Source organism: Rhizobium sp. 768_B6_N1_8, assembly GCF_051811225.1.
Classification (GTDB): domain Bacteria; phylum Pseudomonadota; class Alphaproteobacteria; order Rhizobiales; family Rhizobiaceae; genus Rhizobium.
On the sequence record NZ_JBPWPV010000001.1, the window covers coordinates 1,089,902 to 1,108,922 of the forward strand.

General features: G+C 60.5%; 21 protein-coding genes and 1 pseudogene. 6 read left to right on the forward strand and 16 right to left on the reverse strand.

Features of this window, described 5'->3' with window-relative positions:
• Positions 1-66: 66 nt before the first annotated feature.
• From AB8B33_RS05590 to cml, 7 genes are all read right to left on the reverse strand, one after another.
• Complete coding sequence (locus AB8B33_RS05590; RefSeq protein ID WP_439014651.1) at positions 67-1,887, reverse strand: ABC transporter ATP-binding protein; 1,821 nt, start codon at positions 1,885-1,887, stop codon at positions 67-69.
• A 221-nt stretch (positions 1,888-2,108) separates the two neighbouring features.
• Positions 2,109-2,873 (reverse strand): hypothetical protein, encoded by a 765-nt coding sequence (locus AB8B33_RS05595; RefSeq protein ID WP_439014652.1) that lies wholly within the window; start codon positions 2,871-2,873, stop codon positions 2,109-2,111.
• Between the two features lie 62 nt (positions 2,874-2,935).
• Positions 2,936-3,709, reverse strand: coding sequence for a sulfite exporter TauE/SafE family protein (locus AB8B33_RS05600; protein ID WP_439014653.1), 774 nt, complete (start codon positions 3,707-3,709; stop codon positions 2,936-2,938).
• Positions 3,710-3,812: 103 nt separating this feature from the next.
• Complete coding sequence (gene argC, locus AB8B33_RS05605) at positions 3,813-4,736, reverse strand: N-acetyl-gamma-glutamyl-phosphate reductase (RefSeq protein WP_310382933.1); 924 nt, start codon at positions 4,734-4,736, stop codon at positions 3,813-3,815.
• 80 nt (positions 4,737-4,816) lie between these two features.
• Positions 4,817-5,770 carry an agmatinase gene (gene speB, locus AB8B33_RS05610; RefSeq protein ID WP_037096181.1) on the reverse strand — a complete coding sequence of 318 codons (954 nt, stop codon included), beginning with the start codon at positions 5,768-5,770 and terminating at the stop codon, positions 4,817-4,819.
• A complete protein-coding gene (locus AB8B33_RS05615; RefSeq protein ID WP_310382935.1) occupies positions 5,760-6,128 on the reverse strand; it encodes an antibiotic biosynthesis monooxygenase family protein in 369 nt (122 codons plus the stop codon). Before AB8B33_RS05615 ends, speB begins: the two co-directional genes overlap by 11 nt.
• Before the next feature lie 91 nt (positions 6,129-6,219).
• On the reverse strand, positions 6,220-7,407 hold the full coding sequence (cml, locus tag AB8B33_RS05620; RefSeq protein ID WP_439014654.1) for a CmlA/FloR family chloramphenicol efflux MFS transporter: 1,188 nt from the start codon (positions 7,405-7,407) through the stop codon (positions 6,220-6,222).
• Positions 7,408-7,687: 280 nt separating this feature from the next.
• On the opposite strand from cml, the gene AB8B33_RS05625 reads away from it, so the two are divergent.
• Complete coding sequence (locus tag AB8B33_RS05625; RefSeq protein WP_439014655.1) at positions 7,688-8,065, forward strand: VOC family protein; 378 nt, start codon at positions 7,688-7,690, stop codon at positions 8,063-8,065.
• A 54-nt stretch (positions 8,066-8,119) separates the two neighbouring features.
• On the opposite strand, the gene rpsI is transcribed toward AB8B33_RS05625, so the two are convergent.
• Entirely contained in the window at positions 8,120-8,593 is a 474-nt protein-coding gene (gene rpsI, locus AB8B33_RS05630; protein WP_007819867.1) for a 30S ribosomal protein S9, read from the reverse strand.
• 2 nt (positions 8,594-8,595) lie between these two features.
• Positions 8,596-9,060 carry a 50S ribosomal protein L13 gene (gene rplM, locus AB8B33_RS05635; RefSeq protein WP_007819858.1) on the reverse strand — a complete coding sequence of 155 codons (465 nt, stop codon included), beginning with the start codon at positions 9,058-9,060 and terminating at the stop codon, positions 8,596-8,598.
• A 349-nt stretch (positions 9,061-9,409) separates the two neighbouring features.
• Here rplM and AB8B33_RS05640 point away from each other — a divergent pair, with 349 nt between their 5' ends.
• Positions 9,410-10,243: an enoyl-CoA hydratase gene (locus tag AB8B33_RS05640; RefSeq protein WP_439014656.1), complete on the forward strand. Its 834-nt coding sequence runs from the start codon at positions 9,410-9,412 to the stop codon at positions 10,241-10,243.
• Here AB8B33_RS05640 and AB8B33_RS05645 read toward each other — a convergent pair whose 3' ends face one another.
• A complete protein-coding gene (locus tag AB8B33_RS05645) occupies positions 10,244-11,080 on the reverse strand; it encodes an EamA family transporter (RefSeq protein ID WP_439014657.1) in 837 nt (278 codons plus the stop codon).
• 481 nt (positions 11,081-11,561) lie between these two features.
• Positions 11,562-11,885: a hypothetical protein gene (locus tag AB8B33_RS05650; protein WP_113324465.1), complete on the reverse strand. Its 324-nt coding sequence runs from the start codon at positions 11,883-11,885 to the stop codon at positions 11,562-11,564.
• 119 nt (positions 11,886-12,004) lie between these two features.
• On the opposite strand from AB8B33_RS05650, the gene AB8B33_RS05655 reads away from it, so the two are divergent.
• Both AB8B33_RS05655 and AB8B33_RS05660 read left to right on the forward strand, forming a co-directional pair.
• A complete protein-coding gene (locus AB8B33_RS05655) occupies positions 12,005-12,433 on the forward strand; it encodes a CoA-binding protein (RefSeq protein WP_310382939.1) in 429 nt (142 codons plus the stop codon).
• A gap of 117 nt (positions 12,434-12,550) precedes the next feature.
• Positions 12,551-13,834: an O-acetylhomoserine aminocarboxypropyltransferase gene (locus AB8B33_RS05660; protein WP_439014659.1), complete on the forward strand. Its 1,284-nt coding sequence runs from the start codon at positions 12,551-12,553 to the stop codon at positions 13,832-13,834.
• A 179-nt stretch (positions 13,835-14,013) separates the two neighbouring features.
• Here AB8B33_RS05660 and AB8B33_RS05665 read toward each other — a convergent pair whose 3' ends face one another.
• Positions 14,014-14,343, reverse strand: coding sequence for a winged helix-turn-helix transcriptional regulator (locus tag AB8B33_RS05665; protein WP_310382941.1), 330 nt, complete (start codon positions 14,341-14,343; stop codon positions 14,014-14,016).
• A gap of 152 nt (positions 14,344-14,495) precedes the next feature.
• Between AB8B33_RS05665 and AB8B33_RS05670 the strand changes: the two genes are divergently transcribed.
• Both AB8B33_RS05670 and AB8B33_RS05675 read left to right on the forward strand, forming a co-directional pair.
• Positions 14,496-15,440 carry an NADPH:quinone reductase gene (locus AB8B33_RS05670; protein WP_439014661.1) on the forward strand — a complete coding sequence of 315 codons (945 nt, stop codon included), beginning with the start codon at positions 14,496-14,498 and terminating at the stop codon, positions 15,438-15,440.
• A gap of 15 nt (positions 15,441-15,455) precedes the next feature.
• Positions 15,456-15,611: pseudogene (locus tag AB8B33_RS05675) on the forward strand (type 1 glutamine amidotransferase domain-containing protein); the annotation flags it as partial.
• A 192-nt stretch (positions 15,612-15,803) separates the two neighbouring features.
• On the opposite strand, the gene AB8B33_RS05680 reads toward AB8B33_RS05675, so the two are convergent.
• From AB8B33_RS05680 to AB8B33_RS05695, 4 genes are all read right to left on the reverse strand, one after another.
• Positions 15,804-16,232: an organic hydroperoxide resistance protein gene (locus AB8B33_RS05680; protein ID WP_310382943.1), complete on the reverse strand. Its 429-nt coding sequence runs from the start codon at positions 16,230-16,232 to the stop codon at positions 15,804-15,806.
• Between the two features lie 154 nt (positions 16,233-16,386).
• Complete coding sequence (locus AB8B33_RS05685) at positions 16,387-17,034, reverse strand: isochorismatase family cysteine hydrolase (RefSeq protein WP_113324460.1); 648 nt, start codon at positions 17,032-17,034, stop codon at positions 16,387-16,389.
• Between the two features lie 18 nt (positions 17,035-17,052).
• Positions 17,053-17,598: a hypothetical protein gene (locus AB8B33_RS05690; protein ID WP_439014662.1), complete on the reverse strand. Its 546-nt coding sequence runs from the start codon at positions 17,596-17,598 to the stop codon at positions 17,053-17,055.
• 70 nt (positions 17,599-17,668) lie between these two features.
• Entirely contained in the window at positions 17,669-18,994 is a 1,326-nt protein-coding gene (locus AB8B33_RS05695; protein WP_439014663.1) for an epoxide hydrolase family protein, read from the reverse strand.
• Positions 18,995-19,021: the final 27 nt, after the last annotated feature.

A 19,021-nucleotide genomic window follows, 5' to 3' on the forward strand; every position in this document is an offset into this window, starting at 1 on the left:
GGTCGATCTGCGGAACAGTTCAGGCCCTGTCTGCCGAACTGTTCCGCATCTCATAATCCCAGGACCTCAGATGCTCGCCTGCAGCCCATAGAGATTGGCATAAATGCCGCCGCTCTCCATCAGCCTGTCATGATTGCCTTCTTCGACGATACCGTCGCCGGTGAGCACCAGAATGCGGTCGGCGTGGCGGATCGTCGAAAGGCGATGGGCGATCACCAACGTCGTGCGTCCCTTGGCGAGCGTCAGGAAGGCCTTCTGCACGGCCCGCTCGCTTTCATTGTCGAGCGCGCTCGTCGCCTCATCGAAAATGAGGATGGCAGGGTTCTTGAGGAAGGCGCGAGCGATTGTCAGCCGCTGGCGCTGCCCGCCAGACAGCTTCACGCCGCGCTGGCCGATATCGGTCTGATAGCCCTGCGGCAACGCCATGATGAACTCATGCGCATGGGCAGCACGGGCTGCGGCCTCCACCTCTTCGTCTGTCGCATCCGGTCGGCCGTAACGCAGGTTTTCCGCCACAGTTCCGGCGAAGAGATAGACATCCTGCTGCACCACGCCGAGGTGCCGGCGCAGCGAGGCGAGCGTCACATCACGGATATCGGTGCCATCGACTTCGATCGAGCCGCCGGTGACATCATAGAAGCGGGGCAGCAGCGCGCAGAGCGTGCTTTTCCCCACGCCGGAGGGGCCGACGAGTGCCACGAATTCGCCGGGGCGGATGGTCAGCGACAGGTTGCTGAGCACGTCCGCTCCGTCCTCATAGCTGAAATCGACATTCGAGAGCCGGATCTCTCCCTTCGGGGTATGCAACGCATGAGCCGAAGGTCGATCCACGACGTCTGGGTCGATCTCCAGTATCTCCATGGCCCGCACGAAGCCCGTATAGCCCTCCTGCCAGAGCCGGGCGAGGTTGGCCATCCGCTTGACCGGATCGACGAGGACGCCGACGCAGAGCAGGAAGGTCAGGAGATCGGCAATGGTGAGTTCCGCCGCAAGGATGCGCAATCCGCCGAGGATGACGACCAGAAGCGTAATGATCTGGGCGAAGGTCTCGGCACCAGCGGAAAACCAGGCTTCGCTGCGGTAGCCATCGGCGCGACTTTCGAGGAAGCGCCTGTTCAGGGCGGCAAAGCGTTTCCGCTCCAGATCCTCGTTGGCGAAGGACTGGACGACGCGGATGCCGGCCAGCGCATCCTCGACCCTTTCGTTGACGGCGGCGATTTCCTGCTTGCTCGCCTCGAGGGCACGGTTCATGCGCCTGTTGAAGTGCAGCGCATAAGCCACGGCAAAAGGCGTCAGCAGGAGGATCAGAAATGCCAGTTGCGGGTCGATGAAGAACAGGACTGCCATCGCCCCGCTATATTTGAGAATAGCGATCAGAAGGTCTTCCGGCCCGTGATGGAAAAGTTCTCCCAGCCAGAACGAATCGCCAACGATGCGGCTCATCAATTGGCCGGTGCGGTGCCGGTCGTAGAAGCCGAAGGAGAGTTTCTGGCAGTGGTCGAACAGTTCCTGCCGGATATGCGCCTCGATATGCGCACCCATCATATGGCCGCGATAATCGACGAAGAAGATCGCACCTGTCTCGGCTGCCACGATGGCCAGCATGACGCCGCCCATGCCGAGGATCTGCCAATAGGCCGAAGCCGAATCGGCGAGCCCGATGAGATGGCTCATGACGATGTTGGCGCAGAGCGGCAACGCTACTGCGGCAGCAGCAACGACGACGGCACAGGCAGTATCGGCCATGAGCAGCGGAAGATGCGGCCGGAAGTAGGACAGGAACTTGCGCAGGCGCAGCCGGCGCCTGTCGTGGGATTGCGATGCTGTTGAGAAGCTGCGGTTAAGACGCGGCGGGTTTTTCCTCGCGCGTGAAAGCAAACTGGACATGAAGACGGATATCCTGAGTGTTGATCTTGTTCTTCTGGTTGCTCAGGATCGTTTTCATGAGTGCCTCCCATCGGCGTGAAACAGGGGCTGCGCGCCGTTCAAGCAGCACGGCCTTGCTGACAGCGTGCCGCTTTTACCGCAAAACGCAGCGAAAAGCGACAGTCTTTTGCTTTGGCGCATGACGGCAATAGGCTTGGGCGAGGTCTTCGGGCCATTTCCACTTACGGATCCGGCCCGCTGATTTCCTCCTGCAAGCGCTCGAAAGCTGTTGGAAATAGCGTGGCGGGCGGACTGTAGGGATTGGAGAAGGCGTAGATGAAGAAGAGGATGATGCCGGTAAAAACACCGAAGATCGATAATAGCAGCAGGTTGCGGCCATCAGGCGGATAAGGGTAGTAACCGATGGCGGTAAAGATCACCCCCGAAACCGCCGCAAACCAGAAGATCAGGCTGATGGAATCGGTACCGCTGTTTTCCCGCCGGTCTCGGGATTCCGAGATCGTATGGATTTCATCGAGCATGTGGCCGCGCAGGCTCTGCTGTTTGGCACTGACGGGAGCCAGTTCGAGAATTTTCAGATAGGCGTTGTTCCATTGATCCCAGGCCGCCGAAGAGAGTTCGCCGGTTCGCCCGAGTTCGTTCCATTCCTGCTCGATGACGATGCGCACATAATCTTTCAGGGCTTTCTGGATTGGCGCCTGCGCCTCCGGGCCATAGCGCTCGGCATCATAGAAGACATCGCCGACCGCATTGCTTTCCACCGCGCTTTCCGTTCGCAGCGCCTGGTATTCGATCATTTCCTGCGCAAAAACGAGAGCGAGGATGAGGGCATGCAGGCTGGCGATGCGGGTGATGACTGAACTTGCCAGCTCCCTGTCGCGCCCGCCCGGGTCACCGCCCATGAGCAGATGCATGAAATAATAGGCCGCAAGCACCGTTGCGGTCGTGCCTCCAATGATGGCAATGCCGATCAGAACCGACGCCATTTAGCTCCCCTCACATGGGGGAGTGTAAGGCTTTCATAGCAGGCGGGCAATCGTGTCGGGGACTAACGAAGCAGACTGTCGAAGACAGGCATGCCACCGATCGCCGAGGCCGCGATCAGGATGTAGCAGGTCATGCGGAAGGTGCTCTCCTTGGCGAGGCCGAAGAGCTTTGAGCCGCCCCAGAGGCCGACGGCATAGGCGGGCAGCGTGACGATGGTGAGCGCGAAGACCGTGGAGACGAACAGCCCGCCGAAATAATAGCCCACGAAGCTGAAGACGGTGGAGATCGAGAAGTAGAGGATGACGTTCGAGCGCACGCGCGTGAAATTGCTCTTGCCACCGAGCCAGTAGGCGACGACAGGCGGCCCGCCGAGCTGTGCCGCGCCGCTGAAGAGACCGGCAATGAGGCCGATCGCCGCGCTGAGCGGAGCGACCGGCTTGCCATGATAGCGCCAGCCGGAGACAAGCAGCACCAATAGGCAGATGGCGATCGCCGAGATGATCCAGCGCAACAAAAGCGGGTCCATAAGCGCCAAAACCGCCGTTCCGGCCGGAACACCGAGGGCGGCACCTGCTGCCATCGTGAAGACCTCGCGCCTGTCCGCCCCGCGCCATGCGGCGGGGATCATGCCGAGCGTCGCAAGCCCGTCGATGACGAGCAGCACAGGGGAGGTGAGCTTCGGCCCGATGACGGCGCCGGCAAGCGGAATGAAGATGAGTGCTGCGCCGAAACCGGAGAAGCCGCGAGCGAGCCCGGCGACGAAAGCAAATATGATCAGCGAGGAGATGCCGTGATCGGGGAGAGCGGCATCAAACCAGGCGCGCAGGCCGGCCATCAGCGCTTACAGCGTCATCGATCGGGGCTCCGTATCTCGGGAAGAGACAGGGCGGAAGGCCCTGTCTTAACGCAGGCGCCTGATAACAGGCAATTGCTGGGCGTTATACGCCAAGCATCAGGTCCATGTTCTGCACGGCGGCGCCCGAAGCGCCCTTGCCGAGATTGTCATAGACGGCGACGAGCAGCGCCTGCGCGATATCGTCATTGGCAAAGACGTGCAGGCGCATGCGGTTGGTGTTGTTGTAGATTTCCGGGTTGAGTTCCGGCGTGCGCTCCGATACCTCTAAGGGAGCGACCTCGACGAAACCCTTGATGCCGGCATAATAGTCGGCGATCGCGGCATGCAGGTCAGCACCCTTCGGCACCTTGGGCAGATGCGAGAGCTGCAGCGGCACGGTCACGACCATGCCCTGCGCGAAATTGCCGACGACTGGTTGGAAGAAGGGCACGCGTCCAAGCTTGGCGTAGCGCTGCAGCTCTGGCAGGTGCTTGTGCTTGAAACTCAGCCCATAGGGCATGTATTCAGGCGCATCCTCGCCCTTGGCGACATAATCCTCGATCATCGTGCGGCCGCCGCCGGTGTAACCGGAAATGCCGTTGACCGTGACCGGGAAATCGGCCGGTACGAGGCCGGCTTCGATCAGCGGGCGCAGCGTGGCGATCGGGCCTTGCGGCCAGCAGCCGGGATTGGCGACGCGCTTGGCCGAGGCGATGGCGCCGGCCTGCTCCTTGCTCATTTCCGGAAAGCCATAGGCCCAGCCTTCGGCGACGCGATGCGCCGTAGAAGCGTCGATAACCTTCGTACCGTCGTTCTCGATCAGGCTGACGCTTTCCTTGGCCGCATCGTCAGGCAGGCAGAGTATGGCAATATCGGCCTCGTTGAGCAGTGCAGCACGCACCGCCTTGTCCTTCCGGCTTTCGGTCGGGATAGACAGCAGCTCAAGATCGCGGCGCTCCGCCAGACGCTCGCGGATCTGCAGACCCGTCGTTCCAGCCTCGCCATCGATGAAGATCTTTGCTGCCATGATTATCCTGCACTTTCAGTGAGTTCTGGTTGTTTCCGGAATCAGTTTGCCATGAAGTTGAATCAATTTGATAACAGCAGTCATCCTGCCGTCGCGCGCCGTTCGGCGTGGAGGCCCAGCATATACATTGCGACCGTCGCCCCCGCAATGGCGGTGATGTCGGCATGGTCATAGGGCGGAGAGACTTCGACGACGTCGGCGCCGCGGATGTCGAGTTGCTTCAGTCGCTGCAGCACGGAGAGGATCTTCGCACTGGAAGGACCGCCGGCGACCGGGGTGCCGGTGCCGGGCGCAAAGGCCGGGTCCAGGCAGTCGATATCGAAGGTCAGGTAGGCAGGCGAACCCTTCGTATGCGCGATGATCATCGATGCGATGTCCGTCGCACTCATTTCCTCGACCTGATGGCCGTAGAGAAGATGGATACCGAAATCCTCTGGCGCATGAGTGCGGATGCCGATCTGGATCGAGCGGTCAGGATCGATGAGACCGGCGCGGACCGCACGGGCCACGAAGGAGCCGTGGTCGATGCGGCGCTCGTCGTCCAGCCAGGTGTCCTGATGCGCGTCGAACTGCACGAGCGCCAGCGGGCCGTGGCGATCGACATGCGCCTTCAAGAGCGGCCAGGTGACATAGTGGTCGCCGCCGAGGGTCAGCAGGAAGGCGCCGCTGTCGAGAATGGCGCTCGCCTGCCGCTCGATGGCTGCGGGCGTGTCCTGATGGTTGCCGTAGTCGAGCAGGCAGTCGCCGTAGTCGATGACGGCCATCTCGGCGAAGAGATCGCGCTGGAACGGATATTGCGGATCATTGTCGAAGATTGCGGAAGCCCGGCGGATCGCCTGCGGCCCGAAACGCGTGCCCGGCCGGTTGGAGGTCGCGGCATCGAAAGGAATGCCCCATACGACGGCATCGGCTCCTGTCAGATCCTTGGTGAAGCGGCGGCGCATGAAGGAAAGCGCGCCGGCAAAGGTCGGGTCGGAGGCAGCCGATGTCAGGCTCTGTGCCGTGAAGGCATGGTCGATGGTCTTATTCGCCATGGGAGGCTCCTTCCTCTGCGGTAAATTCGTAAGCGCGTTCTACCCGCGCAATGCGAACCTTATATTGCTTGTACCAGCGCTTGCGGCCGAGCTGCTGGGCGGCAAGATGGTTTGCCACCTGTTTCCACGCCTTCAGGCTTTCCTCGTCGGCCCAGTAGGAATTGGTGATGCCGAAGCCATCGGCATCCCGCGCGCTTTCGGCCCCGAGACAGCCCGGCTGCTGCAGCGCCAGTTCCGCCATCCGGTCGGCCATCGCGCCGTAACCATTGTCGCCCTCGGTACGAACAGAGGAGAAGGTCACGACGTAATAGGGCGGTTCGGGCGTGGTGGCGAAGGGCGAGGGCTGGGTGGAGGACATGCTCGGATTCCTTGTCTCTATAGGAAGGGGTAGGCGAGCTTCCGACAGATTTCAAGCTAAGGCGGCGGATCTTCTCCGCCGCCCTTTGATCTCAGCAGTGAGCGCGGATATGGCGCAACGCAAGTAGAGTGACGATACCCATCAACGCGCAATAGCCGGCGAGCGGCCATGCCGTATTGCCATCCAATAGCAGCACGAAGAGCGTACCGACGCAGCCGACGATCAGGCTTTCGATGCAGAAATAGAGCGCAACCGCCGTTCCGGCTGTTTGGCCAAAGGCCGCCAGCGCACCGTTCGCTGTGACTGCGGTCGTCAGCACGATGCCGACGGCAATCACCCACATCGGCAGGACGAAGCTGGCGAATGAGGGAGCAAGCAACACGTCACCGAGACCGAGGAGCAATGCGCCCACAAGAAGCAGGCCCATGCCGCGGGCAAGGCTGCCGGCCATTCCCCATCGCGCGACGAAGCGGCCGGCGAAGCGTGCGGACATGATCATCACCGCTGCGGCCGTTGCGAAGGAAAGGCTGAAGGCGAGACCGGAAAAGCCGGCATGATCGATCAGCACACGAGGTGCAGTGGAAAAGAACACGAAGAAGGCTCCCATCGCCGCGCTGAAGCCAATCGTGTAGGTCCAGAAATGCGCATTCGTCAGGATCGCGCGCATGCTGATCGTGACATTGGCCGCCGCCGCAGGTCTCGTTTCGTGCCAGCCTCTAAATGCATTGAGGGTTGCCGCAAGCATCAGTCCGCCGAGCAGCAGGAAGATGGCACGCCACCCGGCATGATCGGCAATCAATGCACCGGCGATCGGTCCGAGCGCCGGCACGAAGGAGAGGATCGCGCCAAGCAGGCTGTAGATGACGGCGCCTTCCGGCCTTACGGCATAGACATCGCGAACCGTTGCAAAGGTCGCCACAAGTGCTGCCGACGCGCCGGCCGCCTGCAGCAGACGCAGCACGACGAACAGTGCGGCCGACGACGTGGCTGCGAGCAGCAGCGAAGAGGCCGCAAACAGCAGCGCGCCGCCAAGCAGCACCGGGCGGCGGCCGATCCGGTCAGACAGAGGGCCGAAGAGCATCTGTCCGGCGCCGAGGATCAGCATGTAGAGGCTGAGCGTCAGTTGAACGACTGTCGCCGATGTGCCGAGTGCTTCAGGCATCGTCGGGACGACGGGGAGATAGATATCCATGGCAAGCGAGGCCAGGATATCGAAGGGCGCCAGAAGCAGCAGCGCTGCCGGCAGGGAGCAAGTCCAGTTCCTGTTTTGGGAAGGCATAGGTATTCATCCGCTCGAATGAGTTCATCCGTCGGCGATCTGCCTTCTCATCGCAGTCTGGATTGATCGGACAGATGCCGCAACAACTTCAAAAGGTTGCTGCGGCCTATCTGTCTGCGGACGGGGTGGCTCCCATGTGAGGTCCTGTCTTGTCCGATTTGAAACCTGATGCGGCTTTAGCAGCCGGCAGTACCGGCGACAATAGGTGAGTGTGGCGCGTTGACTTCGCAAACCGCTTCCAAGAAGCTGCGCCGACGGAACCAGGAAGGAGCCACGGGCAATGTTCGACCACATTTCAATCGGGGTAAAAAGCCTCGATAGATCGCGCCAGTTTTACGATGCGGTACTTGCGCCGCTCGGCTATGAGCGTCTGTCGAATTTCGACGGAACGATGGGATACGGCGCCGAGAGGCCTGCCTTCTGGGTGAGTGAAGTAGAGCGCCCGGTGCCGGCCGATCGCGGCTCTGGACTGCATTTCTGCTTCGTCGCCACGAGTGAGGAGGCCGTCAATGCCTTTTATGCCGCAGCACTTGCCAATGGCGGAGAGGACAATGGTGCGCCGGGCATCCGTCCCGACTACAGCCAGTTCTATTATGCCGCCTTTATCATCGATCCTGATGGATATCGGCTTGAGGCTTTCTTCAACAAGCCCGAATAAACGAAAAGGCCGGGCGAAAACCCGGCCTTTCCATGAAAGCATGTCCGAAAGCGATTAGCGCTTCGAGAACTGGAACGAACGGCGGGCCTTGGCCTTACCGTACTTCTTACGTTCGACGACGCGGCTGTCGCGGGTCAGGAAGCCACCCTTCTTCAGCACCGAGCGCAGGCCCGGTTCGAAGTAGGTGAGGGCCTTCGAAAGACCGTGGCGAACGGCACCGGCCTGGCCGGAAAGACCGCCGCCGGCAACGGTTGCTACGATGTCGAACTGGCCGTCGCGGGCAGCAGCAACGATCGGCTGGCGCAGGATCATCTGCAGAACCGGACGAGCGAAGTATTCCGCAAATTCCTTGCCGTTGACGATGATCTTGCCGGAGCCCGGCTTGACCCAGACGCGGGCAACAGCATTCTTGCGCTTACCGGTCGCGTAGGAGCGGCCAAGCGAGTCGACCTTGCGGACGTGAGCCGGAGCAGCAGCAGCTACTTCAGACGACGTGCCGAGATCCTTCAGGGAAGAGAGGTCAGCCACTATCAGGCGCTCCTTACGTTCTTCTTGTTCAGCGAGGCGACGTCGAGGACGGACGGCTGCTGGGCTTCGTGGGGATGGTTCGGGCCGGAGTAGACGCGCAGGTTCTTCATCTGGCGACGGCCGAGCGGGCCGCGGGGAACCATGCGCTCAACAGCCTTCTCGAGGACACGCTCCGGGAAGCGGCCTTCGATGATCTGGCGAGCCGTACGCTCCTTGATACCGCCGGCATAACCGGTGTGCCAGTAGTAAACCTTGTCGGAATACTTCTTGCCGGTGAAAACGACCTTGTCGGCGTTGATGACGATAACGTTGTCGCCGTCGTCAACGTGAGGCGTGAAAGTTGCCTTGTGCTTGCCGCGCAGACGCATAGCGATAACGGAAGCGAGACGGCCAACGACGAGCCCTTCGGCGTCGATGACGACCCACTTCTTCTCCACCTCTGCAGGCTTCTGGGAGAAGGTTGCCATAATTGTTACTCTCTCTTGGATCCCCATGCCCGAAGGCGAGGGGCGTTTCTTGTTGCTTGGTTGGTCGGCCGTAAGACAGACCAAAAAGAAAGCAGCCCGCAAAGGCTGCATTTCCGGCGCGGCTTATAGCGACAATCGATTAGCCGGTCAATACAAGCCATTTTGACGATCGGAAAAATAAGTAAATAAAAACAATATCTTAACAGTGCGGTATGTGAATACCCCATCTTAGGGTGCCTGAAAACAGGAAGTTTCGCCCTTCAAGGCCGTCGCATTGCGGTATTCGGCTCGAAATCGCCCCACCCTTGTGGCACAAAAGCGGGATTTAGACAGCACACAGGAACATGCAATGGCCGAGATCGTATCCTTCCGCAAGGACAACAACAATTCAGGCGAGGGCGCCCTCGTGCTCCGTCAGCTTTCCGGCGGCATATTGCGCCTGACGCTCAACAATCCGCCGGCCAATGTTCTGTCGATATCGACAATGGAAACGCTGATGGGCGAGCTGCAGGGTGCAGCCGAGGACGAGGACGTCCGCATCGTCGTCATCGCTTCGACCGGCAATGTCTTTTCCGCCGGTCATGACCTCAAGGAGCTGACCGCTCATCGCGCCGACGAGGACGAAGGTGTCGCCTTCTTCGAAGAGGCCTTTGCGCTGGCCGCCGATCTGATGCTGGAGATCAATCGCTTGCCAAAGCCGGTCATCGCCGAGATCGACGGACTCGCGACCGCAGCGGGCTGCCAACTCGTCGCGAGCTGCGATCTCGCGATCTGCACGGATACGTCCACCTTCTGCACGCCAGGCGTTAATATCGGGCTTTTCTGCTCGACGCCGGCTGTCGCCGTTTCGCGCGCCGCCCACCGCAAGCAGGCGATGGAGATGTTGCTGACGGGCGAGACGATCGACGCCTCAACTGCAAAGGATTTCGGTCTGGTCAACCGTATCGTGCCGAAGCAGTACCTCACGCAGGTGGTCAACAAATACGCTTCCGTCATCGCCTCGAAGTCGCCGCAGGCGCTGAGGATCGGCAAGGAAACCTTTTACAAGCAGCTCGAAATGCCCGTCGCGGAAGCCTATGATTATGCCGCAAGCGTGATGGTCGACAGCATGCTGACCGATGATGCGCAAGAGGGCATCGGCGCCTTCCTTGGCAAGCGCACGCCCGAATGGAAGGGCGAGTGATCAGGCAAGTTTCAGGATCAGCCCGCCGAGCGCGATGATGATGCCGGCGAGGTAACGCCAGATGCTGGCTTTTTCCTTCAGCACCAGAACCGAGATGACAAGCGCAAACAGGATGGCGGTTTCCCGCAGCGCCGCCACCGTCGCAACCGGAGCCTTCGTCATCGCCCAGAGCGCCAACCCGTAGGAGGCAATCGAGCCCGCCCCGCCGATCAGCCCGCGCCACCAGTTGCGCCTGACGTGAGTGGCGACAGTCAACAGACCGCGCTGTGAAAGCGCCCAGGCAAAGAGCAGAACCGGCGGCAGAAGCGACATCCACAGCGTGTAGGAAATCGCATTGCCCGAAAGCCGTGCGCCGATGCCGTCCACATAGGTATAGGTGGCGATGACGCAGGCGTTGATGAGCGCCAGCATGATCGCGTGACGGCTGCCGTGGCGGGCTTCGAAGGCGAGCGTCAGGATGCCAACGCAGATCGTCATGGTTCCGACAAGCGCTCCACCCGTCAGATGCTCTCCCAGGATGAAGCCGCTGGTGGCGACGATGAGCAGGGGCGCGCCGCCACGCATCAGCGGATAGACCAGGCCGATATCGCCGGCCCTGTAGGCGGCGGCGACCAGCTGGAAATAGGCAAATTGCAGGATGGCGGAAGCGCCGATGAAGGGCCAGGCCTGTGGCTGCGGCAGGGGGAGCAACGGTAGGAAAGGTAGCGAGGCGACCGCGCCGCCTGCAGAGATCAGCGCCGCATCAAGCGATTTGTCCTTGCCGGCTTTGATGATGGCATTCCATGTCGCATGCAGAAGAGCACCGAAAAGGACGAGAAGAAGAACATCGAGGGGCAAGGTGGATGGTCCAGGAGCAGTGCAACAAAATTGGGGAAAACATCACAGCTTTCCCGTTTGAACCTGCCTTGAAATAACAACCTGGGTTTGCGTGATTTGCCCCGGAAGGTGTACTCCGCACGGTCGAATTTTCAATAGCATGGATTGATCAGGTGAACAATTGCCCATCGTTGTAGCAATTTCTGCGTGCGCTCGAAATACGTTCAATTACGCTCAGCTCACACAACTATGAGATGTCGCTAATGGACGCATGAACATATCGTGATCAAATTATGTATGAAAGGTGAAATTCATCTGTAGAAAGAGAGTGTCGACAATCCTATGATGCTGAAATATAGACATTATTCTATAACTTTGAAATGATTATAAATTAACAACCGGGAGAGGTGTCGCCGATATTTTGTATCCCTAGATTGATCGTCCGATCCTTTCGCAGGTGCGAAAGGATCGATAATATTCACAATTCCGAATAAATGCAGAGTTAGAGACTATAGTGTGGAATGAACAGCATCCCGTCCAGGTTGTCGATATTCTGGCAGTTCAGCACCCGGCACTTGGGGTTGTCCTTGGAAGGAATGCTCGTCCATTCCGCATAATCGGTCGCGTCGCAATAGTAGCTGTTGCGGACATAGCGGTCGTAGAGAGGAAGGCCGCGCGGCGAGGTATAGCGAAAGATGACGGCGCCTTCGTTGTGGATCGCCGCCCGCACGCTCTGGCAGCTCATGGCAAGCGGATTGTAGCGTGAGATCGCAAGCGTCGGCGAGGCAGCTAGCACGAGCGCGAGCGCAAGGATTATTTTTTTCATGGCATAATTTCTCCCTGATATTTCCGGCACCTATATATACGTCGAAACGAGCCGCCCGGTTTCAATGAATCGCGACTGTCAAATCCGCCTCCTGCGGCACCAGACCGGAGACACCAGATATGGATCATGATGCCTACGCCGACGACTATCTTTCCGGCATTCTGAAATCCGTCAAAACCATCGCGCTGACGGGGGCTTCGCCCAATCCGGCCCGGCCGAGCAATGGTGTCATGGGCTATCTCCTGTCGCGCGGATACAAGGTCATTCCCGTCAATCCGGGGCAGGCGGGCAAGCAGATCCAGGGCCAGACCGTTTACGCACGTCTCGCCGACATTCCCGAACCGGTCGACATGGTCGATGTCTTCCGCGCATCCGAATATCTTGATGGGGTGGTGGACGAAGCGCTGGCACTCGAGCCCCGCCCGCAGGTTGTGTGGGCGCAGCTCGGCGTAAGCGACGACGCGGCCGCCGCCAAGGCCGAAGCCGGCGGCATCAAGGTCGTCATGAACCGTTGCCCGGCGATCGAGTATCCGCGTCTTTTTGGTTGACGCGGTCGGGCAGAACGGATTTTCCTCGGAACGCGCCGCGGTTGAAAAAGATCGCGGTTAACTTTCACATTCGAGCGGCTATGATCGCGCCCGTCAACAATTGTACGGGAGGACGACATGGCCAAAAACGATCCGGGATTCAACACGCTGGCAATCCATGCGGGCGCGCAGCCCGATCCGGCGACCGGCGCGCGGATTACACCGATCTACCAGACGACGGCCTTCGTCTTCAACGATTCCGACCATGCCGCAGCCCTTTTCGGCCTGCAGCAGTTCGGCAATATCTATAGCCGCATCATGAACCCCACCCAGGCGGTTCTGGAGGAACGCGTCGCGGCCCTTGAAGGCGGCACGGCAGCGCTCGCCGTCGCCTCAGGCCATGCCGCGCAGATGATCGTCTTCCACACGCTGATGCGTCCCGGCGAGAATTTTGTCGCCGCCCGCCGCCTCTATGGCGGCTCGATCAACCAGTTCGGCCATGCCTTCGAGAATTTCGGCTGGCAGGTGCGCTGGGCCGATTCCGACGACCCTGATGATTTCCAGAGCAAGATCGATGACAAGACGCGGGCGATCTTCATCGAGAGCCTTGCCAATCCCGGCGGCACCTTCGTCGATATCGCCGCGATCGCCGAAATCGCCCATCGCCACGATCTGCCGCTGATCGTCGACAACACCATGGCGACACCCTATCTCATCCGGCCGATCGAACATGGCGCCGATATCGTCGTGCATTCGCTGACCAAGTTCCTCGGCGGTCATGGCAATTCCATGGGCGGCATCATCATCGATGGCGGCACCTTCGACTGGTCGAAGACCGGCAACTATCCGATGCTCTCCAGCCCGCGGCCGGAATATAATGGCGTTGTCCTGCACCAGACCTTCGGCAATTTTGCTTTCGCGATCGCCTGCCGCGTGCTCGGCCTGCGCGACCTCGGCCCGGCCCTCTCGCCCTTCAACGCCTTCCTGATCCTGACCGGCATCGAGACGCTGCCGCTGCGCATGCAGCGCCATAGCGACAATGCGATTGATGTGGCCAAATGGCTGAAGGCCCATTCCAAGATCGCCTGGGTGAATTATGCCGGCTTGGAGGATGACCCGAACCACGCCCTGCAGCAGCGCTACTCGCCCAAGGGAGCAGGCTCGGTCTTCACCTTCGGCGTCAGGGGCGGCTACGAGGCCGGCAAGGCGCTGGTCGAAGGGCTGGAGCTTTTCTCGCATCTTGCCAATATCGGCGACACGCGCTCCCTGGTGATCCACCCGGCGTCCACTACGCACCGGCAGTTGACGGATGAGCAGAGGATTGCGGCCGGCGCTGGGCCTGATGTCGTGCGCCTCTCCGTCGGCATCGAAGACGTTAAGGATATCATCGCCGATCTCGAACAGTCGCTGTCGAAGATCTGACTGCGGATCGCTTCATATTCGCTCATCATCCAGTCAATTGCCTGACTTCCATCGAACATCATCGACATCGCCTCTATTGGTTTGCGTATCGTAGAGATGAGAGACTTCAACATGGAAAGAAGACAGGACGGGCGAAACAGATCATTGCAGGCCACAGCTGTAGTCGCGGACGGGGTAGGTCACCTTGATGTCGAACGGCGCTGGTCCCGGAAAGACATGCCCCAATCCCGCATCGCCATCAGCACGGGCGCGAGGGTCTGCCCGAACTCGGTCAAGGAATATTCCACACGGGGAGGGACCTCCGCGAAGACCTTGCGGGTGACGATCCCGTCGGCCTCGAGTTCGCGCAGCTGCATCGTGAGCGAACGCTGGCTCGGGTCTCCCACCAGGCGGCGTAGCTCGCCGAACCGACGCGGGCCGTCGAGGAGACGGTAGATGATCATCGGCTTCCACTTGCCGCCTGTGACATCCACGGTGATCTCGACCGGACATTTATAATCGACGTCCATCCTGCGCTCCAATAGTGTACTTTGTATCCCTATAAGCAAAACTATTGCCTACTTGCAAGTTCGCGTGTGTCGCACCTAGCTGGAAGCGAGCTTTTTGTGAGAGGTGCGTTATGCGAGCTGCGTTCTACGAAAGACAAGGGACTGCGAGAGAAGTGCTGACCATCGGCGAACTTCCCGATCCGCAACCCGGGGCCGGGGAAGTCCGGGTCAGGGTTCTCGCGTCGGGCATCAATCCTTCCGACATCAAGACGAGAACCGGATTTGGCGGAAAGGCGATGCCGTTCCGGAGGATCGTCCCGCACCAGGATGGAGCGGGCATCATCGACCGCGTCGGTCCCGGCGTGCCCGACGCCCGTATCGGCGAGCGGGTGTGGGTCTATATGGCGCAGACGGGCAGGGCGTTTGGTACCGCGGCGGAGTTCGTTTTGGTACCGTCCGGGCAGGCTGTCGGACTTGCTGCCAACGTGTCGTTCGAGACCGGAGCATCGCTCGGAGTCCCTGCGATGACTGCGCATCGATGCCTGTTCGCCGATGGGGACCTGCGCGGCAAGCGGGTTCTCGTCCAGGGAGGCGCGGGTTCGGTTGGCAACGCCGCCATTCTTCTCGCCAAGTGGGCCGGGGCATGGGTGGCGGCGACTGTCAGTCGAGACGAACAGGCGGACGTCGCGCGTGCGGCAGGGGCCGATCTCGTCATCAACAGGTATAGGGAGGATGTCGCGCAGGCGGTGAGATCGGCAACCGACGGCCGGGGCGTCAACCGTATTGTCGACGTGGACATCACCGCCAATATTGACACCGCAGTCGCTTGTCTCGCGCGTGACGGCGTTGTCTCGGCCTATTCCACGGAGTCGCCGCAAGCCACGCTCTCGATCCCCTTCTTCCCCGCGCTGCTCGGTGGCTTCGCTTTCCGTTTCGTCTACGTCTACACCATGCCGGAACCAGCGATGCGGGAAGCGGCCGAGGAAGTCTCTGCCTGCGCGGCTTCGGGAGCCTACGTTCCGAAGATCGCGGTGACGCTCGTGCTGGATCAGATCGCCGAGGCGCATGAACTGCAGGAAAGCGGCAAGATTGTCGGAAAGATTCTGATCGGCTTTTGATCTGCCGGCTGGGCCAAGGACGCCTTAACGGCGGAGGGTGCCCAGTACTCGTCCGTGGCCAACTGGGAGCCCCATGTCGTCGTTGATGGCCGCCTCATCACCGGCCAGAACCCTGCCTCGGCGAGACCGCTGGCAAAGGAACCGGTCGCCGCCTTGAAAAAGCTGGCGTAAGCCGATGAAGTAGACGGCGCCAGTACGTCGATCCGTTGTGGCAGGCGGGCAATCGAGTTGTTCGGAGGACAGTCTGGAAGCGTGGACCGCTTCCAGACTGTCCTTGTTGAGCGACTGCGTTAACGCGATCACGAAGGCCTGACGTTACTGCAGGCGCTCCTTCTTGGCACCGGTCGCGGCCAGTCGGCCTCGTCAGACCAGCTTGATCGTGACGTCGATATTTCCGCGCGTTGCCTTCGAGTACGGGCAAATCTGATGCGCCTCGTCGATCAGCGATTGGGCGACGTCGCGCTCTACGCCTGGAATGCCGACGTTAAGGCGAGCGGTCAGCGAGTAGCCGTCAGTGTCGGACAGGTTGAGATCGACTTCGGCATCGATCGTGACGTCACCGCCGAGCGTGATGTGCTTCTTCTTCACGATGAGCCCGATGGCACTCTCGAAGCAAGCCGACCAGCCTGCTGCGAAGAGCTGCTCGGGATTGGTGCCGATGCGCGCCGTGCCCGGTACGCCGAGCCTTACATCGAGACGCCCGTCGGAACTGCGGGCGACACCGTGTTCGCGACCGCCGGTGACGTGTGTCTTTGCGGTGTAGAGGACTTTGGGGTTCATTTTCTGGTCCATGACGCACTCCTTTTTGCTTTCGTTGCGGATGCCCCTGTTGGGCGGGTGTTTACTTCTTCGGTCAGGCGTCGGCGACGTCTATGACCGCTGGCGAATGCCGTGGGCGCCAAGGACGGCCATTCGGCCGACCTCCTTCAGCTCTCGATACGGCCGGTTACGCCGCCGGTGCCATGTTCTGCATGGCCGCCAATGCTCCGAGGATTTGCTCGGTCGTCACGATGGCGCTGGCGTAGTTCGGCATGTTGATTTCCAGCGCCGCATGCATCATCTCGTCGGAATAGTCGGCGACCGCGTCCTTCACGACCGTCACGTCGTATCCAAGCTCGGCTGCGAAGCGGACCGTTGCCTCGATGCAGGTATGCGCGATCAGGCCGATGACGATCAGTCTGTGGATGCCCCGCCTTTTGAGCTGGTTGTCGAGGTCGGTGTTGGCAAAGCCGCTGGAGCACCAATGCTCCGATGCCACGACCTCGCCCGCAGCAGGAACGAACTCCGCCTTGAATTCTCCGCCCCAGGTGCCGAACTCGAAGGTCTTGCGCTTCCAGGCCAGCTTCTGAATAGGGGCGATATACTTCCAGTTCTCATAGTCGCCTTCGCGAAAGCGGTGGTGCATCGCGAAGAAGACGGGGAGTTTGACCTGCCGTGCCGCCTTGAGAATCTGCTCCATGTGCGGGACGCAATTGTTGGCCTCGGCGACCGCCTGTATGCGCGGCCAGATCTTGCCTCCTTCGGAAATGAAGTCGTTATACGGGTCGACCACCAGAAGCCCGGTAATGCCGTGTTCGTAGGACAGTTCGGTCATCGCATCCTCCTTTGGCGCTTAGGCGGCTCTCGACGATGACTGGTTACGAAGCGCAAAGCGCTCGATGCTCGCTGCAAAGAGCGGCGTCTCACCCTTGTTATGGGCGATCGACATCGGCTGGCGCTGCGTGCGGAACACCTCGAAGGGGATGCCCTGCCGATCCAGGTTCGCCAACATTTCGTCGGTGGCGAAGGACTGGACGCGGTTGGTGAACTCGCAGCGGTCCTTGTCGATTGCCTTGACGCTCAATTCCCAGGTCACATGGATGGTCACGCGGCCGGTCGGCGTGAAGACGTCGGAGTCTGAATCGAGGATCAGATGATCCTTCTCTCCGAGCGTCTCGACATAGTGCTGGACCATCAGGCTGCCGCCGATCGTCTCGACGTTGATCGACATGCGCGTGCCGTCAGGCGCGGTCGTAAAGCCGGCGGCGATATGGGCTGGCGAGCAGGACTGATATTCCTTCTCCGGCAGTGTGAAGCACCAGTTGGGAATGTCGATCTTCTCGATCGGCGCATTGATGATGGCGGTGAAGCTGGAGTCGACGATCTGATTGTCGCGCATTGTCTGTCTCCTTCTTCGATAAGGGGTTGAGATCGCTGTGTCGGGCGGCGCGCACCGCGCCGCCCTGTTGTCAGATCGATTTGCGAAGCGGCTTGAACGCGGCGCGCAGATCTTCGGTCAGGAACATGGGTTGCTCCCAGGCTGCGAAGTGGCCACCCTTGGATGGGAGGTTGTAGAAGATGAGCTGCGGATAGGCCTTCTCGGCCCAGCTCTTCGGAGCCTGGTAAATCTCGTCGGGGAAGGCGCTGACCGCGACCGGTATCTTGATGCCGCGCGGATCGAAGAAACCGCCGGAGGGGAAGTGGGCGTTGTCCCAATAAAGCCGGCCGGAAGAGATTGCGGTGTTCGTCAGCCAGTAGAGCGTGACGTTGTCGAGGATATCGTCCTTCGAAAGCCCTTCCTGTTTTCCGTCGAAGACGCGGGCGATCATGTCATAGCTGCGGATGTCATGATCGAGCATCCAGGCGGCAAGGCCGATCGGGGAGTCGACGATGCCATAGAGCGTCTGCGGCCGGTTGTTCATCTCGATCGCATAACCGAGGCCGTTCTTGTAAAAATCGTCGAGCTGCTCATAGGCGCGCTTTTCATCGGCCGAGAGGCTGTCGGGTGCGGGGGCGCCTGACGACAGCAGCTTGGCAATATCGGCAGGTACGGTGGCCGCCATGTTGGTGTGGATGCCGAGAAGGCCGGCCGGTTCCTGCACCGCCATCAGTTCGGTGACGGCATTGCCCCAGTCACCGCCTTGGGCGACATACTTCGTGTAACCGAGACGCTGCATGAGCGCGGCCCAGGCCTTGGCGATGCGCGGCGGATTCCAGCCCGGCTCAGTCGGCTTGCCGGAGAAACCATAGCCGGGAAGCGAGGGAATGACGACATGGAAGGCGTCTTCGGCGCTGCCGCCATGCGCTGTCGGATCGGTCAGTGGCCCGATGATCTTCAATTGCTCGATGATCGATCCCGGCCAGCCATGGGTGATGATGATCGGCAGCGCATTCTCGTGCTTGGACTTCACATGGATGAAGTGGATGTCCAGCCCATCGATCTTCGTGATGAACTGCGGGTAGGAGTTGAGCTTCGCTTCGACCTTGCGCCAATCGTAGTTCTTGGCCCAGTGGTCGGCGAGCTTCTTGATGGTGGAGAGCTGAACGCCCTGCGAGTGGTCGCTCACCGTCTCGCGATCCGGCCAGCGTGTGGCGGCGACGCGGCGATGGAGGTCTTTGAGGGTTTCGTTCGGAAAATGAACGTGGAACGGCTTGATCGCCTCATCGGCTGTGGCAGCAAGCAGATGGGAAGGCAGAAGCGCGCCTGAACTTGCAACCGCCACGCCCAGGGAGGCGGCGGCGAGAAAACGGCGGCGGTCCTGGTCGATTGCATCAGCGACTTCGGTCTTGATCATGGCTTTCTCCTCGGGGATCAGGATGTT